The following is a 17,963-nucleotide window of genomic DNA, read 5'->3' on the forward strand; positions in this document are numbered from 1 at the left end:
AATGCTTGCAGCTTTGAGTAGACATATTACGATCGATGAAATCTGCCCGCGAAGAACTTTCTTAAATTATACGCGCCGGGAACCCGGTCCGGCCCAAGCAGAAAGCCCGGCGCGAGGGCCGGGCTTTCGTTGGCAAATTTAGTGCTTCTGGTGGCCGCCACCTGGGCCGCCTGCCGGCGCACCGCCGCCGCGCGGCGCGGCGTTGATGTGAGGAGCGCCGCCGCCATGCGGCATCGCGGGCGCAGCCGCGCGCGGCGCCGGTGCCGGCATTTGGGCACGAGCATTCATCGGCGAGCCGTGGCTCAAACTGGGCTGGGCCACATGCGGCATCGCGGGCCGGCTTGCGGGAGCGGCTGACACCCGCGGCGCCTCATGCGGCCGCGCCATCGGTTGCGCACGCACAGCCGCGCGGCTCGCGGCCTGCTCGTGCATGATGCGGGCCTGTGCATCGCGCGGATTGCGGCTCTGCAGATTGGTCCGCTCATGCGCGATGCGCTCGGTTCGTCCAGCACGGCTCCGGTCCGTCGTCACCGCAGTCTCGCGCTTGGCGATGGCGGCGTCGTGCCGTGAAGTTGCGGCATCACGGCCGGAGACCGCGGCCGCGCCCTTGACACTGTCCCTGGCATTCGCTCCGTTGCGCCCGAGTGCGACCGCCGCATCGCGCGTTGCCGCGCGGCCGATGCGAGCCGCGCGCGGATCGATCGTCATCCGCGTCGCTTCGCGCTGATGCGAAGTCCAGTAGCTATTCCAATGGGCATGCCGCCGATACCAGGGCCGCCCCTCATAATACCTCGACCAATACGAGGTCAGCACGAAGGGAACGATCGGCACGTCTATCTCATCGACATAGTCGGGGAGATAGACGTAGTGATTGCGGTAGAGATATTCGAGATATTGCGACGACACCCAGCCACGGTCATCCGAGAAGCTCACGTCGCACCAGGCTTTGCTGCGCAGGCAGCCATGGATGTCGACGCGGGCGCCCTCGGGGATGCGATCGACCAGCGGAAAGCCCGAACCCGGCCCGGCGCGCAGGCCGGTCGAGACGGTGACCATGCCCGGTGCGGCCATTGCGGCCGTCGGGGCGAGCAGCAATGCGGCTAACAACACGCTTCGGAATTTCATGGCGTAGTCCTCCTCTTTCGAGTCGGAACGCGCTAGCGGAACGGGCGTTCCGCGTACGAAGGTCTCATCCGCCAAAAGATCGGGACGGATGCCGCGCGCGGTTCAATATTCATTCGCCGTTCATCGACACCGCGCGCAGAGAGAGCCTACGGGTGCGCCGCCGGCCCGTCAGTTCACTTGCAGCATGAAGCCGTCGAAGTACGCAGCAAGCGCAGCAAAATCGTCCAGCGGCAACACGGTCGCGACGTACTGATCCGGCCGCACCACGACCATGCAGCCGACCTTGCGATCGATGCCGCGCATGGTGAAAACGTCCTGACCATTCTTGAGGTCCGGACAGAACATCTTCTCGTAGTCGATCAGGCCGTACCGGCCCTTGCGCGGAAGCAGCAGCGCGGGCATCGCCTCGACGGCGAGCTCGCGATGATCTTGCTGGAAGACCGCCCGCAGGTCGATCACGCTGTCGACGTCGGCGGCCGCGGGCGTGTAACGCCGGACCGGCGACTCCCGCGCCTCGGAGAGAAAACTGCACAAGGCGCGAATGGCCGAGCCGGCTGCTGCGGGATTCTCAGCGCCAGAGAAAGCGTAGATGCGGAAGCGGCCATCCGCCGGCGCAGCGTGACCGAGATGCACGGGCTTCGCATCCGCAAGCCGGATCACCGGTGCGGAATGAAAGCGCGTGCCGATGACGAACCCTTGCGCGAGATGCTGGTGCGACGTCGCTCCGGTCAGAACCGACGGACGGTAATGCGTCGCGGTGCCCGCGGTGTAGCGACCGTGCCTTACGAAATAGTCCTGCGTCTTGGCGGCATCGGCGCCGCCGGCCTTGGCGGCGGACGCAAGAATCCCCGCCCATTCGCGGTCGAAATCGATCAGCTCTTTCGCGACCGCCTGGCGCTCGGCCGAATAGGAATGCAGCAGGCTCGGCGCAGACTGCTTCCGCAGAACGGCAGCGAGCTTCCAGCCGAGATTGAAGGCGTCCTGCATCGAAACGTTCATGCCCTGCCCCGCCTTCGGGCTGTGGGTGTGGCAGGCATCGCCGGCGATGAAGATCCGCGGCAGACGCGTAGCGATCTCGGTCTCCGGCACGTCGTCGAACTTGTCGGTCAGTCGCTGGCCGATCTCGTAGACCGACCACCAAGCGATCTCCTTCACATCGAGCGCATGCGGCTTCAGGATCCGCTGCGCTTTCGCGATCACGTCATCGGCGGTGATGTTGCGATTGGCGACGCGCTCGCCGATGTCGAGCTTGGCGAGTTCGACGTAGAGGCGGACCATGTAGCCGCCCTCGCGCGGGATGATCAGCAGGCTGCCGTCCTTGGCGGACTGGATCAGGGCCTTGAAGCGGATGTCCGGAAAATCGGTCACCGCCAGCACGTCCATCACGCCCCAGGCATGATTGGCGGAATCGCCAAGCAACTCGCGGCCAATCGATTTGCGCACCATGCTGCGGGCGCCGTCGCAGCCGACGACATAGCGCGCCTTGATGGTCTCGACCTTGCCCTCGTTCCCGGCATCGACCCGTTCGAGCCGCGACGTCACGGCATGGCCGGCGGGCCCCGCGGCCGGATCGACCTGAAGGTCGAGCAGGCGCCGGCTGTAATGGGGCTCGAGCCTGGCCGGCGCTTTGCGCATAACGTCGAGAAAGCCATCATGGATGCGCGCCTGGTTGAGGATGACGTGGGGGAATTCCGACAAACCGTCCTCGACGTCCTGCACCCGGCCGCTGCGGACGATATTTTCCGGCGCCCGCTCGTCCGGTTTCCAGAACGTCGTCTCGTTCACCCAACAAGCTTCCTTCAGGACGCGCTCGCTGAATCCGAAGGCGTGGAACATCTCCATGGTGCGGCATGCGATGCCGTCCGCCTGCCCGACCAGCAAGCGGTCCGGCTTCTGCTCGACGATGCAGGTCTTTATGTCGGCAAACTGCGCAAGCTGGGCGGCGAGCGTCAGGCCCGCAGGGCCACAGCCCACGATGAGGACATCCACTTCGTCAGGCACGGCCCCGGTGGCGCCGGAGGCCTGAATGCGCGCGGCGGGATCGGCGATGTCAGGATCGCCCGGCTGAAATCCATTGAGATGGAATTGCATGAGCACCTCTCCCGTCGATGTTCTGCTTGGATATTGCTCAGTATGCTGACTATCAGTATACTTGTCAACGACACCGGCCGACCTGCCCCAATGGAGAAATTCGGTGAAAGACAACAACGACATGCCCGGACATCTTGCGCGCCGATTCCAGCAGATCGCGGTCGCGGTGTTTCTGGCCGAGGTTGGAGACGCCGGCTTCGACCTTACGCCGGTGCAATACGCCGCGCTCGCGACCATCAAGGCCAATCCGGGCTTAGACCAGGTGACGCTCGCAGGATTGATCGCCTACGACCGCACCACCATCACCGGCGTGATCGACCGGCTCGTGCAGAAGGGGCTCGCGGAGCGCCGCGCCTCGAGCCGCGACCGTCGTGCCAGCGAACTGGAGGTCACCGACGAAGGCCGCCGCACGCTGCGCAAGATCACACCGGCCGTCGAATCCGCGCAACGCATCATGCTGCGCGGCCTCAGCGCCAAGGAAGGTTCGGATCTGATGCGGCTGTTGCACAAGGCCATCGCCGCCGGCAACGAGCTCAGCCGCGCCCCGCTGCGCCAAGCGCAGGCTTAGAGCGGTTTTCGAGAGGGGATATCGGTTCGCGTCAAGAAAACGCGCCAGGACGATCAGCCCCGTAATTCTACCCGTCATTGTCGTAGATCTGCGAAACCAGGAACTAACCTTCGGCTGTTAGGGTCGGCCGCATTCGGCGTTTAACGCGCGATTAACTTTGCCGGTCTGGAGTTTCGGATGTTCAGGTTCCTCATTGCGGCGGCGGCCATCGCACTCTCGACCGTTCCGGCGCTCGCGAATGGCCATGGTGGCGGCGATGCCCCTCCTCCGCCGAAGCCCGCGACCTCACCGGCGAAGGTGATCCTGACCAAGCAGGGTCCGACACTCGTCGACCTCAACGGGATGACGCTCTACTATTACGAGCGCGATACCACCGGCAAGTCGTCGAACTGCAACGGCAAATGCGTCGAGAGCTGGATTCCGCTATCGGCAACGGCCGATGCCAAGGCGATCGGCGATTTCACCGTGATCAGCCGCAACGACGGCAGCAAGATGTGGGCATATCGCTATCGTCCGCTCTACACCTCGCCGGCCGACAAGGCGCCGGGCGAGGCCAACGGCAATGCCACGACGCTGCAATGGCGCATTGCACGTCCCGAGAACTAGGGCGACCTCACCCGCGCCAGCTGGGCCGCGCCTCGACCTGCGCGTTCTGTCCGGGCGGCAGCACCACGACCATCGAATTGAGCTTCACGCGGTCATAGAGATCGATCACGTCCTCGTTGCGCATCCGGATGCATCCGGACGAGATCGCCTGCCCGATATATTCCGGCTGGTTGGTGCCGTGGATGCGGTAGAGCGTGTCCTTGTTGCCGGCATAGAGATAGATGCCCCGCGCACCCAGCGGATTGGCAGGACCGCCGGGCACGCGCGCCGGATAGGGTCCGAGCCGCGCCTGGATGTCCGCCGTCGGAACCCAGTCCGGCCATTCCGCAAGACGACCGACCCGCGCCACTCCGGAGAACGCCATGGCTTCCTCGCCGACCGCGACGCCGTAGCGGATCGCCTTGCCGTCGGGCAGCACGAAATAGAGATAGCGCGCATCGGTATCGACCAGGATCGTGCCCGGCTGCTCCTTGCGCGGATAATCGACGATGTGACGCAGATATTGCTCGGGCACGCTCGCCTGCGCGTAAGGCGTATGCGCGAGCAGCTGCCGGTCGCGCGGCGTCATGCTCGCGTCCGTCGATGGCGAAAGCGTCGTCTGCATGCAGCCGCCCAGCGGAAGCATGGCAAGGACGAATAGAACGAATAAGGATCTTGGCACCGCCGGCCCCGATAGCGATAGCAGCACCCCCAGCAACACCAGATGCTGCCAAAATCGTGCTGAAAACAAGGCATTGCGGAACACGTGCCCGTGTTTGATGTACCGGGTTCCATCACCACAAACGGCGCAAGAGCGTCGCACAGTCTCCATCCCCTCGCCTTGCTTTGGTCAAACCCGGCTGGACTCGTGCGTCATGTGCTTGGGCCTCGGGGAATGGATGGGCTCGTCTCACGGATCCGCTCGCGCGAATGCGGACGGCCAAAACTTCAACTACTCAACACCTGGTCTTCAAAAAACCCAGGCTTTAAAGGAGCTGCGATGCTCGCGACGCTGAACTCTCGGCAAATCGTCGATGAGATCGTGAAGGACACGGTCACGAACAACGACCCGCACGACGCCGTGCAGATTTCGCCTGACATTGTGCTGGCCTCGCGCCCTCTCAGCGTCGCGCCCGCGCTCGCGCCTGAGATCACGACTCGTCCGGAAGTCAAAATAGATCCGGCGTTCACACTGAAGTCCAGAATGGATCCGGAGCCGAAGTTCAGTCCCGTCCGCGAGCCGCAGGCGGCAGCGCCCTCGGTCGACACCGCGGTGCGCGTCGCACCCGGTGATGGTCTCAGCCGGCAGAAGCGCTCCTCCGCCGGTAAATGGCTGCGCGGTGCGTTCGTCACGATGCTGTTTGCGGGCGGAAGCGCGGCCGCCACTGTCGCCTGGGAGAAACATGGCGACACCGCAAAACAGATGCTCGCCGAATGGACCCCGGCAGTGGCGTCGCTGCTGCCTTCGACGTCGCAGACGGCACCGGTCGCCGCCGCACAGGCCGCGCCGCCCGCGGACCAGGCCGCGACGGATCAAGCCGCAACAGATCAAGCGGTCGATCAAGCTGCGGCTCCGCCTGCAACCCAGATTGCAGCAGCGGTGCCCACGGCAACACAATCCGATGCTGTACAATCGGTGCAGTCGATGACGCGCGATCTCGCCGCGATGGCGCAGCAGGTCGAGCAGCTCAAGGCCAACATCGCCGAGTTGAAGGCCGGGCAGGAGCAGATGGCACGCGAGATGGCGAAGCCGCCCGCGGCGAAGCCGGTTGCCGATGCCAAGCCGCGCATCGATCCGCGCGCGCAAATGTCCGCGCTGCCGCCGCGGCCCGCGGCGCCGCCGGTTCGCAAACCCAAGCCGGTCGTGTCGCACACCTACACGCCGGCTTATTCGCCGGCACCGCTCGCTCCGCCGCCGTCGCAGGCTGCCGCAGTGCCTCCGCCAGCTGCCATGACGACGACGCAGGCCGTTGCCGACGACGACGGACCTGTGGTGCGCCCGCCAATGCCGCTGCGCTGAACGATCGCACGCGAGGGCATGAAGCGTCGCGCCAGGGACGCTGTCCGAGTCGATGTGATGCGTTGAGTCCGGGTGACTACGGGAAGCAATGCTTCCATTGTTTTCCATCAAGAGAAAAGGCCGTCGGGATCTATGCCGGCGGCCTTCTCTTGCAGCTGCCGGTTCCCGGAGCCCGGTTCTGCTGCAATTCCATGGCTCATGATCACGCCGACATATTTAATAAAATCTTAACACGCTTGAATGTTGCACATCATTTCTGCGCCATAAGCACAGAGATTGCGCGCGCCGTTCATTCGATAAACATCGACTCAGTGGTACCATCAGTCATGTGTTGAAAGCCGAAGCTCAATTCGTCACACCGGGGAATTCGGATGCCTTACTATTCCTTCGATCTCGTGGTTGGTGAAGAGTTCAAGAACCAGGGCGGTATCATCCTCGAAGACATCGAGGTCGCCTCCGATCGTGCCGTTCAACTGGCCACCGAGCTGTCACAGGTGAAGCCCGAGTTGCAAAGCAAGGGTTGCGCTGTGCGCGTCACCGACCGCGATCACAAAGAGGTCTACCGCACGCCGCTCGATCCCGTGCCGGCCTGGCGGCGCTAGCTCGCCGGCCGCTTCGCTCCCGCACGCCATCCCCATTGCGGAGCGGCGCGCCAGCCGCTAGCCTTCCCGAAAATTCGGGGAGGTACCAAGGATGCGGACTGGTTTTCTGATGACGGCTCTGTTGCTGCTGGCGGCGCCGGCCCAAGCGGCCGACCATCCACGTTCGACCTATGTCACGTTGGTCTTGCAGGCCTTCGCCGCCAAGGTCGAATGTCCCGGCACGGATGTCGTCTACCAGGATCTGGTGCAGAAGGCGGAGCAGATGCAGCTGCCCGAGGGCACCACCGAGAAGGTCCGCAAGGCGATCGCCTGGATGCACACCGGCGGCAAGATGGGCGAGAAGCAGGACGACGATCTGATGGCCGAAGTCGCGGTGGCCACCCAGGCGACCGACCTCAACCAACGCCGCCTCGGCATGCCCAGCTGGTGCGAGGCCCAGAAGACCAACCTCGCCGGCCTGATCCGCAGCAAGGGCGGCTAGGGTTCTCAAGTGGCGTTAAGCACGCCGCGCCGGAACTTTTGCTTCGGCCAATAATCGTCACAATCCTCGCCAGCATGCGGCTCTCTTCGAAACTCGAACAGGGGAGCCCCATGCGGATCAACCATGTCTTTCTCGCCGTCGCGTTTGCCGTCGCTTCGATGCTGACTGCGCCCGTGCTGGCGAAGAATTCCGATGCCCAGAAGGGCGAGGACAAATCGACCTCGTCGTCATCGTGCAGCGCCTATCAGCAGGCGCCGGACGGCTCTTGGGAGCCGCTCCCCTGCAAGGAGACGGGCGAGCGCTCCCAGCCGACACAAATCGCACGTCGCCACAGGGCGCCGATCGCGGGGAGCGTTGAACGCGGGGAACCTTGACGCGCGAGGGTGTCAGCTCTGGTGCGGGCCGCGTATGATCTTCATCGCGTCGGCGATGTGACGCCACTCTTTGGCCTCGTCGCCCTCGCCGCGGCCCTCGCAGGCCCTGGCCTGTTCGGCGGCCTTCGCGATCGCCGCAAAACCATGCTGTTCCAGCATCTGGCGCGCGACGGTGTGGACCTGGACCTCGGTCATCATGGGCGTTCTCCCGTTTGACGAAACCGCGGTGCATCGCGCCGCCGCGGGTTGTTCACAACGATTGAGCCCCTGACCTCGTTCCGCAGCGTTCACGTCAGCAAGCAAAAGCGGCCCGCTATGCCCAGCGGACCGCCTTCTCACCCACCCCAAATTTTGAAGCGTCGCGGCCGAGGTCCCTACCCGACCGCCGCGCGCCTGCGCTCGAAATCGTTGGGCACCTCGATATCGACCTCGAGGGTCGAGACCTCGTCGCCGCGATCGAGCCGGACGATGACCTTGGTCGGGTCCAGCGTGACGTGCCTGGAGACGACCGCGAGAATTTCCTCACGCAGCACACCGAGCAGATCGGGCTGGCCGCGCAGTCCGCGTTCATGGGCAAGCAGAATCTGCAACCGTTCGCGTGCGACGGGTGCAGAGGCCTTGTTGCCGCGGAGAAGCCGAAGCAGACCCATGCTCATGCGGCCCTCCGTCGCAGCAGGCGGTCCATGAAGCCCTTGCGCTCGGTCGGCACCTGCATCGGCACGGTGTCGCCGCAGAGCCGTCGCGCCGCATCGATATAGGCCCGCGCCGGGGCGCCTTCCGCGTTCGACAGCGTTACGGGCGTCCCGACGTTGGAGGCACGCAATACGTCCTGGCTCTCCGGGATGATGCCGAGCAAGGGTGTTGCAAGAATTTCGAGGATGTCCTCGATGGTCAGCATCTCGCCGCGCGCGGCGCGCGAGGGATCATAGCGGGTGATGAGGATGTGCTTTTCGACCCGTTCGCCCTTCTCGGCCCGCACCGTCTTGGAATCGAGCATGCCGATGATGCGATCGGAATCGCGCACCGAGGAGACTTCGGGATTGGTGACGATCACGGCTTCGTCGGCAAAGCGCATCGCCATGGAGGCGCCGCGCTCGATGCCGGCCGGGCTGTCGCAGATCACCCAGTCGAAACGACTGCGCAGATCGTCGATGACCTTGCCCACGCCCTCTTCGGTCAGCGCGTCCTTGTCGCGGGTTTGCGAGGCCGGCAGCAGCCAGAGGTTCTCCAGCCGCTTGTCCTTGATCAGCGCCTGCGGCAGCTTTGCGACCCCCTGCACCACGTTGATGAGGTCGAACACGACGCGGCGTTCGGCGCCCATCACGAGGTCGAGGTTGCGCAGGCCGACGTCGAAATCGACGACCACGACCTTTTCGCCGCGTTGCGCGAGCGCAGCCCCCAGTGCGGCGGTCGTCGTCGTCTTGCCGACGCCCCCCTTGCCTGACGTTACGACCAGTACCTTGGCCATCTCTGAAATCTCCTTCTGGTCAGTTCAGCGCAGTAATTCGCATGGTGTTGCCCTGGAGCCAGGCCTGGGCCGGCTTGCCGCGCAGGGCCGCGTCGATATCGTCGGCGGTCTGGTAAAAGCCATCGATTGCAAGCAGTTCGGCCTCGATCTTCTGACAATAGATGCGTGCGCTCGTGTGACCGTTCACGCCCGCCATGGCGCGGCCGCGCAGCGCGCCGTAGATGTGAATGGAACCGCCGGCGACGACCTCGGCGCCGGAGCCGACAGAACCCAAAATGGTGACATCGCCTTCGGGGAAGATCACGGTCTGACCGGAGCGCACCGGGCTTTCGAGCAGCAGGGACGTCGGCTTGGTTTCGATCTTCGCCTCAACCTTCTTGGGCGCACTCGGCTCGACCACGCAGCTCCGCCCGCCCGAAAGCAGCGGCGGCATCATGGGGGTCAGCCGGCTCTCCTCCACGCCCTCGATCCCGAGCACGCGGATGTTGCGGTCCTGAAGGCTGGTGAGGAGATGGCCGATGCCGGATTGGCTGAGATCGACCGAGGACAGGTCGATCACCACGGGGCGGCCGGCGAAGAAACCCGGCGAGCGCGCGATGGTGGTGTCGATCTCCTGCAGCCAGTCCTGGATGGGAACCGTCGGCACGAACACGAAGGCCACATAGGAGCGCCCGCGTAAGCGCACCATTTGGCGTTGAGGTTTTACTGCAGCCTCCATAGCGGCCGACTCGTTCCCTGTTATTGAATGGTTAACGATGCCGCCGATATGGTTAATGGCCGGTTAATTTCTCCGTGGGGTTACGTGGGGGCGGGCGTCGGGCCGTGGCCCTCGGCGGCGGGCAGCCGCCCCAGATCTCCGGTGTCGTCCTGGCGAAAGCCAGGACCCATACCGCGGAATCCATCGATGCGGACGGTGGGAGTACCGAACCACGAGTCTTCGCCAAACCACGCCCTGGGGTAATGGGTTTTGGCTTTCGCCAGGACGACGATAAGGAAGCCCCCTACTTCTTCACCTTGCTCGCATCCATCTTGATGGCGGGATCGAGCATTTTGGTCGTGAACGCCGTCGTGACGTCGAACGGCTTCTCCATGCCCAAATAGGTCTGGACCAGATCGTAGTCCTTCTTCATGCGCTCGCCGTCGATCCAGCCGAGCGACTTCGTCGTCGTGAATTCGTCGGTCATCAGGAATTTGATGCGCTCCCACTGGCGCTCCTGGTTCTCCTTGTCGAGACCGGAGACCTGATCGAGCAGCGCCTTCAGGCAGGGCGCGGCGTCGGCGACGCAGGTCGCGAAGGCCTTTTGCGTGACCCGCACGAACTCCTCGACCAGCTTCGGGTTCTTCTGCAGATAGCCGCCATTGACGATCAGCGAATTGCCGTAAGGATTGAGCCCGATGTCCTTCCAATTGACGTAGCCGAGATCGCTTCCGAACTCGATCACCTTCAAATCGTGCTCGTTGTAGAAGTCGCTGATGATGTCGACGGTATGGCTCTTCAGCGCAGCGATCTTCGCCGTCGGCCCGACATTGACGAAGCCGACGGAGTCGGGCGCAAGCCCTGCGGCCTTGGCGAAGGCCGGCCACATCACGCGCGAGGCGTCCCCCGGCGGATTACCGATCTTGTGGCCGGCAAAATCCTTCACCCCGTTCACGCCGTAGCTCTTCAGCCAGTAGAAGGTCTGGCCGGTGTTGGCGTAGACGCTCATCACGGCCACAGCGTCAGCCCCCTTGCTCTTCGCCACCAGCATGGTGGCGAGATCGGCGACGCCGAACGGCGAGCCGCCGGAGCCGACCTTGGCGGCGGAGACGCCAGAGCCCTTGCCGACCTCGATGGTCAGATCGATGCCCGCCTTCTCGTACCAGCCTTGCGCCTTGGCGTAATAATAGGGCGAGTGATCGGCCGTCGGCGCCCAGTTCAGGATCAGATTGACCGCCTCGCCCGCGCTCGCCGGCATCGCCGGTGAACCGAGCATCAGGGCCACAGCCAGGGCCGAGCCCGCCGCCTGCAAACGCTTCATCGCATCTCTCCTCGTTGCCCGCGACCCGGCTTGTCGCTCTCCCCCTGTGAGGATACCAATGCAACAAGGCCGCCCTTCACTTGTCAACTGTTTGGTTGGAAATGCCCGCAAAACGTTCAGGCGACACCGTGCCGCAGCGGCGCGACCCGGTCGCCACGCGCAAGAAGCTGCTCACGGCGGCGCGCGAGGAGTTCGCCCGGCACGGCTTTGCCGGCGCCCGCGTCGACGAGATCGCGGAGCGCGCCGGCGTCAACAAGCAGCTCGTCTACCACTACTTCGGCGACAAGGACGCGCTCTATCTTGCCGTCCTCGAATGGGTTTACGCCGATATTCGCGAACAGGAGCGCCAGCTCAATCTCGAAGGCCTGCCCCCGGAAAAGGCGATCCGGAAACTGATCGAGGCCTCGTTCGATTACCTCGCGACAAACCCCGATTTCATCGTGCTTCTGAACGACGAGAACCGCGGCGGTGCCCGCCACGTCCGCGGCTCCACGCGGCTCGAGGCGATGCATTCGCCGCTGGTGAAGAGCGTGTCCCACATCCTTCACGAGGGCGTTCGCGCCGGCATGTTCCGCAAGGGGATCGACCCGATCCAGCTCTATATCTCCATCGCGGGCCTCAGCTATTTCTATCTCTCGAACACGCCGACGCTGTCGGCGATCTTCGGCAAGGACCTGTCGAGCCGGGCCGCGCGCCGCGCCCGCCGCCGGCACGTCGCCGATCTCGTGCTGCATTCGCTCCGGCCGTAATCAACCAACTGGTTGAAACTTCCCTCCGGGACGGGTAGGCTTGCGACCAGCGGCAAGGTGGCCGCTGATAACAGGGAGCAACCGGTGACAGGAGACGGCGCCCGCAATACGCGCAGCTTTGCGATCGTCCTGATCGTGCACCTCGCCGTGCTCGTGCTCTGGCAGGTCCTGGTCGACGCCTTCCACGTGCCGAAGTTCATCCTGCCCTCGCCGCTCGCGACGATCCAGACGCTGGGAACCGCGAGCTACGCCTGGGGCGCCAATACGCTGGTGACCGCGATCGAGATCCTCGGCGGCTTTGCGCTCGGCGCATTCGTCGGCGTCACGTTTGCCGTCATCTTCAGCTGGGCACCGTTGCTCAGCCTCGTGCTGCTGCCGCTGTTCGTGACGCTGAACATGATTCCGAAGGTCGCGCTCGGCCCGCTCCTCATCGTCTGGTTCTCCTACGGCATCGTGCCGAACATCCTGATCGCCTTCAGCATCTGCTTCTTTCCGATCCTGCTCACCACCGCGCGCGGCTTGCGCGAGGTCGAGCCGGATCTGCTCGATCTCGTCAAATCGCTGCGCGGCTCGCGCTGGACGCTATTCCGCAAGATCCAGCTGCCGGGATCGCTGCCTTACATCTTCTCCGGCATGAAGGTCGGCGCCATCCTCGCGGTGGCCGGCGCCATCGTGGGCGAGTTCATCGCCTCCGAACGCGGGCTCGGCTACCTCATGATCCAGGTGCAGTCGTCGCTCGACACGCCCGCGATGGTGATGGCCGTCGTGCTGCTGACGCTGCTCGGCGTCGCGCTTTACGGCTTCGTGCTCGTCCTCGAACGCATGTTCGTGGTCGGTGACGCAACACCGACATGAAACGGCAGAGCCAGACCAAGGACCAAAACCATGCTCCTCACCCGCCAGACACTGCCGAAGACCATCCCTGATATCGCCGCGCTCGACGATCTCCTGTGCCGGCCGACGCAGGCACTGATCGACGACCTCGCCAGGGTCGAAGGCGACATCATGATCCTCGGCGTCGCCGGCAAGATGGGGCCGACGCTGGCGGGGCTTGCCAAAGCTGCAGCGCCCGATCGCCGCGTCATTGGCGTCGCCCGCTTCAGCGACGCCGGCGTCAAGGACTGGCTGCACGCGCGTAGCGTCGAGACCATCAATTGCGACCTGATGGACGAGACCGCGATTCAGGCGCTGCCGAAGGCGCCCAACATCGTCTTCATGGCCGGCCGCAAATTCGGCGCGGAAGGCGATCTGTCGCTGACCTGGGCGATGAATGCGCACGTGCCGGCGCTGGTCGCGCAGGCCTTCCCGTCGTCGCGGATCGTGGCGTTCTCGACCGGCTGCATCTATCCCTTCGTTCCCGTCGACGGCAAAGGCTCGAGCGAGGACATGGCGCCGAACCCGCCCGGCGAATACGCCCAGTCCTGTGTCGGCCGCGAGCGCATGTTCGAGTATTTTTCGCGCAAGCTCGGAACGCCCGGGCGGCTGTTCCGCCTCAACTACGCGATCGACATGCGCTATGGCGTCCTCCACGACATCGCACTGAAAGTGCTCACGGGCACGCCGATCGATGTCAGCATCGGCCACGTCAATTTCATCTGGCAGGGCGATGCCTCGTCCCAGGCGCTGCGCTGTCTCGCGCATTGCACGGCGCCGACCTCGCCGATCAATGTCAGCGGCCACGAGATTTTGGCGGTGCGCGACCTCGCAGCACGATTCGGCGCCAGGTTCGGCCGCGCGCCGGTCCTGACAGGAAACGAACAGCCGACGGCATGGCTGACCGACACGTCCAAGGCAGTCGAGCTGTTCGGCCTGCCGGTCGTCGACACCGAGCAGCTGATCGCCTGGACCGCGGATTGGATCTCCCGCGCCATGCCGAGCCTCGGCAAGCCCACCAAATACGAGGTGCGCGATGGACGCTACTGACGCTCCGCGCGTCATCCGGCTTGGCGTCGAGGATGCTGCGGCAGGCCTCGCGCTCTCGACAGAGGCGCACTGGAACCAGAATGAAGACGACTGGCGCTTTTTCCTAAGCGACGGCATCGTGTTCGGCATCCGTGATGGCACGCAACTGGTCGCGACCGCGGCGCTCTTGCCCTACCCCGGCAACAACGCCTGGATCAGCATGGTGCTGGTGACGGCAAGCCACCGCCGGCGCGGTCTCGCCACGCGGCTCGTCGACGCCTGCCTGGCGACGGCACGCAAACGCAACCTGACGAGCTGGCTCGACGCTACGCCGGATGGTGCCGCCGTCTATGGGCCGCTCGGGTTCACGCCGACCCTGCAGTTGCGCCGCCTCAGGCTGGTGAAATCCGCTTCAACGTCGGAGCAGGCACCTTCATCCGCGCCGCTCGACGCGCTCCGCGCGCGTGACCGGCGCGCTACGGGCCTCGATCGAACCGCCCTGCTCTCTGCCTTTGCGCAGCGGCCCGGCTCACGCATCGTCTCCGCGAGCGGCGCCATCGCGCTGGTTCGCGACGGACGCACGGCGCGCCATATCGGCCCGCTGTTTGCCGACGACGCCGCAGCCGCGCTGACCTTGGTCGATGCCATCGCGCGATCGGAAACCGGCCCGCTGCTGCTCGACGCCGTCGCGTCGCAACCTGGGTTCCCTGAAGGATTGACCGCATCGGGCTGGAGCATCGAACGTCCGTTCCAGCGCATGCGGTTCGGCCCCGCCACTGCCACAGGTGAAGAAATGCCATTCGCCGTCGCCGGCCCTGAATTCGGATAGGACATCATGCACCACAGCCAGATCAACAGCGAGATCCGCAAGCTGATCGCCGACGGCACCGTGCTGCCGGCGCATCCCCTCGCGCTCACCGCCGAACGCCAGCTCGACACAAAGCATCAGCGCGCGCTGACGCGCTATTACATCGACGCCGGCTCCGGCGGCCTTGCGGTCGGCGTGCACACCACGCAGTTTGCGATCCGCGATGTCGGCCTCTACCGTCCCGTGCTCGAACTCGCCGCCGAGACTGCGGCGAACTGGACCAAGCGTCCGCTGGCGCTGGTCGCGGGCCTCGCCAGTCCGACCAGGCAGGCCACCATCGAAGCCCGCACCGCGCGCGACATCGGCTACCACGCAGGGCTCCTCAGTCTCGCTGCGATGAAGGGCGCGTCGGAGGACGAGATCATCGCGCATTGCGCAGCGGTCGCTGCCGAAATTCCGCTGGTCGGCTTCTATCTTCAGCCGGCCGTCGGCGGCCTGGTCCTGTCGAGCCGGTTCTGGCAGCGTTTTGCCTCGATCGACAATGTCATCGCGATCAAGATCGCGCCCTTCAACCGCTACAGGACCCTTGATGTTCTGCGCGGCGTCGCGGCGGCCGGCGCGCTCGACCGCGTTGCGCTCTATACCGGCAATGACGACCACATCCTGCTCGATCTGATGCTGCCGTTCGACCTCCGTGACAACGGAATCACCACGCGCACTTATTTCAAGGGCGGACTGCTCGGCCACTGGTCGGTTTGGACCGCGAGCGCCATAAAACAGTTCGAGCGCTGCAGAGCGGCACGGCACAAGGACAGCGTCCCGGCCGATTTGCTCGCGCTCGATACCCGCGTCACCGATTGCAACAGCGCATTCTTCGACGTCGCCAACGATTTTCACGGCTGCATCGCCGGCTGCCATGAGGTGCTGCGACGGCAGGGCCTGATGCAGGGCCTGTGGTGCCTCGATCCGAACGAGGGCCTTAGCCCCGGCCAGAAGAATGAGATCGACCGCGTCTACCGCGAGCATTCCGACCTCAGCGACGACGCGTTCGTGGCCGCAAACTTGAACAAATGGCTGGCATGAGCTCAAACCCCTTCATCAGCCTGCAAGGCGTCCGCAAGGTGTATCGCAGCGGCGGAGCCGAATTCCTGGCGGTGTCCGACGTCACCATGGACGTGCAGGAGGGTGAGCTTGTCTCGCTGGTGGGCCCATCCGGCTGCGGCAAGACCACGGTGATGAAGATTTTGGCCGGCCTGCACGACGCCGACGGCGGCACGGTGAACATCGGCAATGCCAAAAGCCCGTTCGATCCGACCCGCGACATCGGCATGGTGTTCCAGCAGGCGCTGCTGCTGAAATGGCGGACGATCCTGGACAATGTGCTGCTGCCGGCGGAGATCGTCGGCCTTCCCATGAAGGCCGCGCGCGAGCGGGCGCGCGATCTGCTCAATCTGGTGGGACTTGCCGGCTACGAGCAGAAATATCCGCGAGAGCTCTCCGGCGGCATGCAGCAGCGCACCGCAATCGCGCGCGCCTTCATTCACGACCCGAAACTGATTCTGATGGACGAGCCGTTCGGCGCGCTCGACGCCTTGACGCGCGAGCAGATGAACCTGGAGATGCTGCGGATCTGGCGCGAGAGCGGCAAGACCATCATCTTCATCACGCACTCGATCCAGGAGGCCGTGTTCCTGTCCTCGCACTGCGCCGTGCTGACGGCAGGCCCGGCGAAGATGGCCGATTATTTCCCGATCGACCTGCCCTTCCCGCGGGCTCTGCCGCTGAAGACGACGGACGCGTTCGGCGCCTATGCACGGCGGATTTACGAGAAGCTGGGTCTGGGCGCGGCTTAATTCACCACACGATAGATGCCGTAGGGTGGGCAAAGCGAAGCGTGCCCACCATGGCGACTCAAGCAAGCAGTGGTGGGCACGGCGCAAGCGCGCCTTTGCCCGCCCTACAGGAGTTTGCGCACTCAAGCCTTGTTGCGCATCTTGCCGAGCAGATAATTGTCGTAAAAATTCTCCGCGATCTGCGTGTAGAACAGCAGCTCCTTCATATAGGCGTCGTGGCTTTCCTTGGTGCGCTTGAACAGGTCGCTCTTGGTGGCGAGCTCGTTCAGATGCTCCTGGGTCGCGGCGTAGCAGGCCTCCAGCACCGGCTGCGGAAACGCCTTCAGCTCCGCGCCATTGGCGATCAGCCGCTTCAGCGCCGCCGGATTGACGCTGTCGTATTTCTCGAGCATCCAGGCGCCAGCGGCTGACGCGGCCTGGTTGACGATCGCCTGGTACTGCTTGGGCAGCGACGCCCACTTCTCGTCGTTGACGATCATGTGCAGCATGGCGCCGCCCTCCCACCAGCCCGGGAAGTAGTAGTATTTGGCGACCTTCTGGAAGCCGAGCTTTTCGTCGTCATAGGGGCCGACGAATTCGACCGCGTCGATCGTGCCCTTCTCCAGCGCCGGATAGATGTCGCCGCCCGCGATCTGTTGCGGCACCACGCCGAGCCGCGCCAGGACATGGCCGCCCATGCCGGCGATGCGGAATTTCAGACCCTTGAGATCGTCGACGGTCTTGATCTCCTTGCGGAACCAGCCGCCCATCTGGGTGCCGGAATTGCCGCAGAGGATCGCATGCGCCTTGAACGGCTTCAGCGCCTCGTTGGTAAGGTCGGCGCCGCCGCCGAAATGCCACCAGGACTCCTGATGGCGATGGTTCATGCCGAATGGCGCGCCGGTCGCATAGGCCAGCGCCGGCTCCTTGCCGATGTAGAAATAGAGCGGGGTCTGCGCCATGTCGACAGAGGCTGTGCTGGCGGCGTCGAGCGCCTGCAGGCCGGGGACGAGCTCGCCGGCAGCAAAGGTCTGGATCTGGAATTTGTTGTCGGTGGCCTCGGCAACATATTTCGCAAAAGTCTGCGCGGTGCCGTAGATGGTGTCGAGCGATTTCGGGAAGCTCGACGTCAGGCGCCATTTGATCTCGGGCGCGCTCTGCGCAATCGCGGGTGCGGCAACCAGCGTCGTCGCGCCGGCGACAGCGCCGCCCTTGAGAAATGTACGGCGTTTCATGATGGGTCTCTCCCTGAACTATGTTTCAACGTATCGGCTTGAGCGCGATCTTCGCAGACCATTGCCTGTTGCTATAGCGGAGTTCAACCTGTGCGCGGTAGCCCG

The 17,963-nt window shown here is 64.4% G+C and carries 21 protein-coding genes; 12 read left to right on the plus strand and 9 right to left on the minus strand.

Going from position 1 to position 17,963, the window contains the following annotated elements; genetic code table 11:
* Nucleotides 1-138 precede the first annotated feature (138 nt).
* Entirely contained in the window at nucleotides 139-1,125 is a 987-nt protein-coding gene (locus tag AC0L27_RS04665; protein WP_354254948.1) for an SH3 domain-containing protein, read from the minus strand.
* A 168-nt stretch (nucleotides 1,126-1,293) separates the two neighbouring features.
* A complete protein-coding gene (locus AC0L27_RS04670) occupies nucleotides 1,294-3,216 on the minus strand; it encodes an FAD-binding monooxygenase (protein WP_354203796.1) in 1,923 nt (640 codons plus the stop codon).
* A gap of 103 nt (nucleotides 3,217-3,319) precedes the next feature.
* Between AC0L27_RS04670 and AC0L27_RS04675 the strand changes: the two genes are divergently transcribed.
* Complete coding sequence (locus AC0L27_RS04675) at nucleotides 3,320-3,784, plus strand: MarR family winged helix-turn-helix transcriptional regulator (protein WP_354203798.1); 465 nt, start codon at nucleotides 3,320-3,322, stop codon at nucleotides 3,782-3,784.
* A 177-nt stretch (nucleotides 3,785-3,961) separates the two neighbouring features.
* Nucleotides 3,962-4,390, plus strand: a complete 429-nt coding sequence (locus tag AC0L27_RS04680; protein WP_354203800.1) for a COG4315 family predicted lipoprotein — start codon at nucleotides 3,962-3,964, stop codon at nucleotides 4,388-4,390.
* 7 nt (nucleotides 4,391-4,397) lie between these two features.
* Here AC0L27_RS04680 and AC0L27_RS04685 read toward each other — a convergent pair whose 3' ends face one another.
* A complete protein-coding gene (locus AC0L27_RS04685; protein ID WP_275171852.1) occupies nucleotides 4,398-5,015 on the minus strand; it encodes a L,D-transpeptidase in 618 nt (205 codons plus the stop codon).
* Nucleotides 5,016-5,369: 354 nt separating this feature from the next.
* On the opposite strand from AC0L27_RS04685, the gene AC0L27_RS04690 reads away from it, so the two are divergent.
* From AC0L27_RS04690 to AC0L27_RS04705, 4 genes are all read left to right on the plus strand, one after another.
* On the plus strand, nucleotides 5,370-6,389 hold the full coding sequence (locus AC0L27_RS04690) for a hypothetical protein (protein ID WP_354203802.1): 1,020 nt from the start codon (nucleotides 5,370-5,372) through the stop codon (nucleotides 6,387-6,389).
* Nucleotides 6,390-6,760: 371 nt separating this feature from the next.
* Nucleotides 6,761-6,991, plus strand: coding sequence for a DUF6894 family protein (locus AC0L27_RS04695; RefSeq protein WP_007591727.1), 231 nt, complete (start codon nucleotides 6,761-6,763; stop codon nucleotides 6,989-6,991).
* Between the two features lie 91 nt (nucleotides 6,992-7,082).
* Complete coding sequence (locus AC0L27_RS04700; protein ID WP_275171851.1) at nucleotides 7,083-7,472, plus strand: hypothetical protein; 390 nt, start codon at nucleotides 7,083-7,085, stop codon at nucleotides 7,470-7,472.
* 110 nt (nucleotides 7,473-7,582) lie between these two features.
* Nucleotides 7,583-7,846, plus strand: a complete 264-nt coding sequence (locus tag AC0L27_RS04705; protein ID WP_473317987.1) for a hypothetical protein — start codon at nucleotides 7,583-7,585, stop codon at nucleotides 7,844-7,846.
* A 12-nt stretch (nucleotides 7,847-7,858) separates the two neighbouring features.
* On the opposite strand, the gene AC0L27_RS04710 is transcribed toward AC0L27_RS04705, so the two are convergent.
* The 5 genes from AC0L27_RS04710 to AC0L27_RS04730 form a co-directional block, all read right to left on the minus strand.
* Nucleotides 7,859-8,044 carry a hypothetical protein gene (locus tag AC0L27_RS04710; protein WP_219683905.1) on the minus strand — a complete coding sequence of 62 codons (186 nt, stop codon included), beginning with the start codon at nucleotides 8,042-8,044 and terminating at the stop codon, nucleotides 7,859-7,861.
* 176 nt (nucleotides 8,045-8,220) lie between these two features.
* The gene (gene minE, locus AC0L27_RS04715; protein ID WP_275171849.1) at nucleotides 8,221-8,502 is read right to left on the minus strand and encodes a cell division topological specificity factor MinE; all 282 of its coding nucleotides are present in this window, start codon (nucleotides 8,500-8,502) and stop codon (nucleotides 8,221-8,223) included.
* Nucleotides 8,499-9,314 (minus strand): septum site-determining protein MinD, encoded by an 816-nt coding sequence (gene minD, locus AC0L27_RS04720; protein ID WP_007591740.1) that lies wholly within the window; start codon nucleotides 9,312-9,314, stop codon nucleotides 8,499-8,501. The genes minE and minD overlap by 4 nt, the downstream gene beginning before the upstream one ends.
* 19 nt (nucleotides 9,315-9,333) lie before the next feature.
* Nucleotides 9,334-10,032, minus strand: a complete 699-nt coding sequence (minC, locus tag AC0L27_RS04725) for a septum site-determining protein MinC (RefSeq protein WP_354203809.1) — start codon at nucleotides 10,030-10,032, stop codon at nucleotides 9,334-9,336.
* A 283-nt stretch (nucleotides 10,033-10,315) separates the two neighbouring features.
* On the minus strand, nucleotides 10,316-11,332 hold the full coding sequence (locus AC0L27_RS04730) for an ABC transporter substrate-binding protein (protein ID WP_354203811.1): 1,017 nt from the start codon (nucleotides 11,330-11,332) through the stop codon (nucleotides 10,316-10,318).
* A 101-nt stretch (nucleotides 11,333-11,433) separates the two neighbouring features.
* Between AC0L27_RS04730 and AC0L27_RS04735 the strand changes: the two genes are divergently transcribed.
* From AC0L27_RS04735 to AC0L27_RS04760, 6 genes are all read left to right on the plus strand, one after another.
* Nucleotides 11,434-12,081, plus strand: a complete 648-nt coding sequence (locus AC0L27_RS04735; protein WP_007591743.1) for a TetR/AcrR family transcriptional regulator — start codon at nucleotides 11,434-11,436, stop codon at nucleotides 12,079-12,081.
* 84 nt (nucleotides 12,082-12,165) lie between these two features.
* Nucleotides 12,166-12,936 (plus strand): ABC transporter permease, encoded by a 771-nt coding sequence (locus tag AC0L27_RS04740; protein ID WP_275171845.1) that lies wholly within the window; start codon nucleotides 12,166-12,168, stop codon nucleotides 12,934-12,936.
* A 30-nt stretch (nucleotides 12,937-12,966) separates the two neighbouring features.
* The gene (locus tag AC0L27_RS04745) at nucleotides 12,967-14,004 is read left to right on the plus strand and encodes an NAD-dependent epimerase/dehydratase family protein (protein WP_354203814.1); all 1,038 of its coding nucleotides are present in this window, start codon (nucleotides 12,967-12,969) and stop codon (nucleotides 14,002-14,004) included.
* Complete coding sequence (locus AC0L27_RS04750) at nucleotides 13,991-14,812, plus strand: GNAT family N-acetyltransferase (protein ID WP_354054953.1); 822 nt, start codon at nucleotides 13,991-13,993, stop codon at nucleotides 14,810-14,812. Before AC0L27_RS04745 ends, AC0L27_RS04750 begins: the two co-directional genes overlap by 14 nt.
* A gap of 6 nt (nucleotides 14,813-14,818) precedes the next feature.
* The gene (locus tag AC0L27_RS04755; protein WP_473317992.1) at nucleotides 14,819-15,874 is read left to right on the plus strand and encodes a dihydrodipicolinate synthase family protein; all 1,056 of its coding nucleotides are present in this window, start codon (nucleotides 14,819-14,821) and stop codon (nucleotides 15,872-15,874) included.
* The gene (locus tag AC0L27_RS04760; protein WP_354203817.1) at nucleotides 15,862-16,644 is read left to right on the plus strand and encodes an ABC transporter ATP-binding protein; all 783 of its coding nucleotides are present in this window, start codon (nucleotides 15,862-15,864) and stop codon (nucleotides 16,642-16,644) included. The genes AC0L27_RS04755 and AC0L27_RS04760 overlap by 13 nt, the downstream gene beginning before the upstream one ends.
* 122 nt (nucleotides 16,645-16,766) lie before the next feature.
* Here the strand turns inward: AC0L27_RS04760 and AC0L27_RS04765 are convergent, their stop codons facing one another.
* Nucleotides 16,767-17,858, minus strand: a complete 1,092-nt coding sequence (locus tag AC0L27_RS04765) for a TRAP transporter substrate-binding protein (RefSeq protein ID WP_473317995.1) — start codon at nucleotides 17,856-17,858, stop codon at nucleotides 16,767-16,769.
* Nucleotides 17,859-17,963 lie beyond the last annotated feature (105 nt).

Source organism: Bradyrhizobium sp. Ken51 (assembly GCF_055807435.1).

Coding starts and splice junctions, on each gene's coding strand:
- AC0L27_RS04680 (WP_354203800.1), top strand. CDS start 3,962: ATGTTCAGGTTCCTCATTGCGGCGGCGGCCATCGCACTCTCGACCGTT.
- AC0L27_RS04700 (WP_275171851.1), top strand. CDS start 7,083: ATGCGGACTGGTTTTCTGATGACGGCTCTGTTGCTGCTGGCGGCGCCG.
- minD (WP_007591740.1), bottom strand. CDS start 9,314: ATGGCCAAGGTACTGGTCGTAACGTCAGGCAAGGGGGGCGTCGGCAAG.
- AC0L27_RS04695 (WP_007591727.1), top strand. CDS start 6,761: ATGCCTTACTATTCCTTCGATCTCGTGGTTGGTGAAGAGTTCAAGAAC.
- AC0L27_RS04765 (WP_473317995.1), bottom strand. CDS start 17,858: ATGAAACGCCGTACATTTCTCAAGGGCGGCGCTGTCGCCGGCGCGACG.
- AC0L27_RS04710 (WP_219683905.1), bottom strand. CDS start 8,044: ATGATGACCGAGGTCCAGGTCCACACCGTCGCGCGCCAGATGCTGGAA.
- AC0L27_RS04745 (WP_354203814.1), top strand. CDS start 12,967: ATGCTCCTCACCCGCCAGACACTGCCGAAGACCATCCCTGATATCGCC.
- AC0L27_RS04705 (WP_473317987.1), top strand. CDS start 7,583: ATGCGGATCAACCATGTCTTTCTCGCCGTCGCGTTTGCCGTCGCTTCG.
- AC0L27_RS04760 (WP_354203817.1), top strand. CDS start 15,862: ATGGCTGGCATGAGCTCAAACCCCTTCATCAGCCTGCAAGGCGTCCGC.
- minC (WP_354203809.1), bottom strand. CDS start 10,032: ATGGAGGCTGCAGTAAAACCTCAACGCCAAATGGTGCGCTTACGCGGG.
- AC0L27_RS04755 (WP_473317992.1), top strand. CDS start 14,819: ATGCACCACAGCCAGATCAACAGCGAGATCCGCAAGCTGATCGCCGAC.
- AC0L27_RS04750 (WP_354054953.1), top strand. CDS start 13,991: ATGGACGCTACTGACGCTCCGCGCGTCATCCGGCTTGGCGTCGAGGAT.
- AC0L27_RS04690 (WP_354203802.1), top strand. CDS start 5,370: ATGCTCGCGACGCTGAACTCTCGGCAAATCGTCGATGAGATCGTGAAG.
- minE (WP_275171849.1), bottom strand. CDS start 8,502: ATGAGCATGGGTCTGCTTCGGCTTCTCCGCGGCAACAAGGCCTCTGCA.
- AC0L27_RS04670 (WP_354203796.1), bottom strand. CDS start 3,216: ATGCAATTCCATCTCAATGGATTTCAGCCGGGCGATCCTGACATCGCC.
- AC0L27_RS04730 (WP_354203811.1), bottom strand. CDS start 11,332: ATGAAGCGTTTGCAGGCGGCGGGCTCGGCCCTGGCTGTGGCCCTGATG.
- AC0L27_RS04735 (WP_007591743.1), top strand. CDS start 11,434: ATGCCCGCAAAACGTTCAGGCGACACCGTGCCGCAGCGGCGCGACCCG.
- AC0L27_RS04685 (WP_275171852.1), bottom strand. CDS start 5,015: ATGCTTCCGCTGGGCGGCTGCATGCAGACGACGCTTTCGCCATCGACG.
- AC0L27_RS04665 (WP_354254948.1), bottom strand. CDS start 1,125: ATGAAATTCCGAAGCGTGTTGTTAGCCGCATTGCTGCTCGCCCCGACG.